This is a genomic window from Streptomyces sp. NPDC013455 (assembly GCF_040632975.1).
Taxonomy (GTDB): Bacteria; Actinomycetota; Actinomycetes; order Streptomycetales; family Streptomycetaceae; genus Streptomyces.
In genome coordinates this window covers 1-1,950 of sequence record NZ_JBEYCX010000073.1, presented here as the reverse complement: position 1 = coordinate 1,950, position 1,950 = coordinate 1, and the positions used below count along the sequence as shown (strand labels likewise).

Annotated in this window: 1 protein-coding gene; it reads right to left on the bottom strand. The window is 69.3% G+C overall.

Features of this window, described 5'->3' with window-relative positions:
• A partial coding sequence (locus ABZ576_RS34330) for an acyltransferase domain-containing protein (RefSeq protein ID WP_360750035.1) occupies positions 1-1,950 on the bottom strand: 1,950 nt, incomplete at both ends.

The following is a 1,950-nucleotide window of genomic DNA, read 5'->3' as shown; positions in this document are numbered from 1 at the left end:
ACGCACCACTCCACGCATACGGCAGGCACTCCTCGGAAGCCACCAGTCCGGCGAGCTGAACAGCAGCATCCAGCAGCGCCGGATGGATCCCGAACCCTCCCGAACCCACCAGCACTTCGTCCGGCAGCCCGACCTCGGCCACCAGCGACTCACCGCACCGCCAAGCCCCTGCCAGCCCCTGGAAGACGGGCCCGTAGAGGAATCCGGCGTCCGCCAAGCGGTCGTAGAACCGGTCGAGATCGACAGGCTCGGCACCCGCAGGCGGCCAGACGCCGGCCAGAAGTTCATCATGGTCCGCTTGTCCGGAAGCAGACGCACTCACCGTGCCTTCCGCGTGCCGTGTCCACGCCTCCTCGCCCGTCGAGCGTGCATACACGCTCAGCGCGCGGCACCCGGTCTCGTCCGCCGTCGAGACGGTCACCTGGACCGTCACGTCACCGGTTTCGGGGACGACGAGCGGTGTGTGGAGCGTCAGTTCCTCCACGCGGGGGCAGCCGGTGCGCTCACCGGCATGCAGGGCCATCTCCAGCAGCGCAGCACCGGGAAGCAGGACCGTACCGGCGATGCAATGATCGGCGAGCCAGGGGTGAGCCGACAGCGACAGCCGCCCGGTGAACACCACGGCATCACCGTCAGCGACCTCGACGACGGCCCCCAGGAGGGGGTGGTCGCAGGTGTCGAGTCCTGCCGCTGTCACATCTCCCACGCCGGCCGACGCATCGAGCCAGTACCGCGCACGCTGGAACCGGTAAGTCGGCAAGTCCAGCAACGAAGTTGCTTCTCGGGGGTGGTGGTGGGTGTGCCAGGGGGTGGGGGTGTGGGCGAGAGCGGTGAGGAAATGCTGTGCCGGTTTGGGGTGCTGGGGGTTGAGGAGGGTGACGGCGGTGGGGTTGTGTTCGGGCAGTGTGTGGTGGGTGAGGGCGGTCAGGGTGTGATCCGGGCCGAGCTCGATGAAGGTGCCCACCTGGTGTTCGTGGAGGGTTTGGGTGGTGTCGCGGTAGTGGACGCACTCCCGCGCCTGACGCGCCCAGTACTCGGGGGTGAGGGGGTCGCCGTCGCTGGAGGTGATGAGGGGGGTGTGGGGTGGGTGCAGTGTCAGCTCACGGGCCATCGCACCGAGTTGGTCGAGGATGGTGTCGGTGTGGGGGGAGTGGAAGGCTTTGCCGCTGGTCAGGGGTTTGGTGGTGATGTTCTGGTTGCGGGCCCAGGTGGTGAGGTGTTCGACGGTGTCGGGGTCGCCGCTGATGACGAGGGAGGTGGGGGTGTTGATGGCGGCGATGGCGACCTTGTCCTCCAGCCCTTCCAGCTGGGGGGCGAGGGTGTCGGGTGTGGTGTGCAGGGTGGTCATGGCGCCGGTGGGCAGGGTCTGCATGAGGCGGGCGCGGGTGGCGATGAAGCGGACCGCGTCGGGCAGGGTGAGGATGCCGGCGAGGTGGGCGGCGGTGACCTCGCCCAGGGAGTGCCCGGCCAGGTAGTGCGGGCTGATCTTGTACGTCTCGGTCAGCAGCCGGTGCAGGGCGACCTGGAGAGCGAACAGCGCCGGCTGGGCGTAGAGGGTTTGCGCGAGTAGTTCCCCGGAGTCACTGCCGGTGTGGAGGAGGAGGTCGCGGAGGGGGTGGTCGAGGTGTTCGGTGAAGTGGGCGCAGACCTCGTCCAGGGCGGCGGCGAAGACGGGGAAGGCCTGGTAGAGGCCGTCGGCCATCCCGGGGTACTGGGTGCCCTGCCCGGAACACACGAACGCGACCTTCCCGCCTGCCCCGGCACCACCGGACGCAAGGGCGACGACACCGGGATGGGGGTGCCCGGCGGCGAGCGAGGCCAGAGCCTCCAGGGCCTGGTCGCGGTTGGTGGCGACGATGGTGGCCCGGTGTTCGAACAGGGCGCGGGTGTGGGCCAGGGTGTGGCCGAGGGCGGCCGCATCCAGGTCGGGGTTGTCACGGAGGTGGGAGT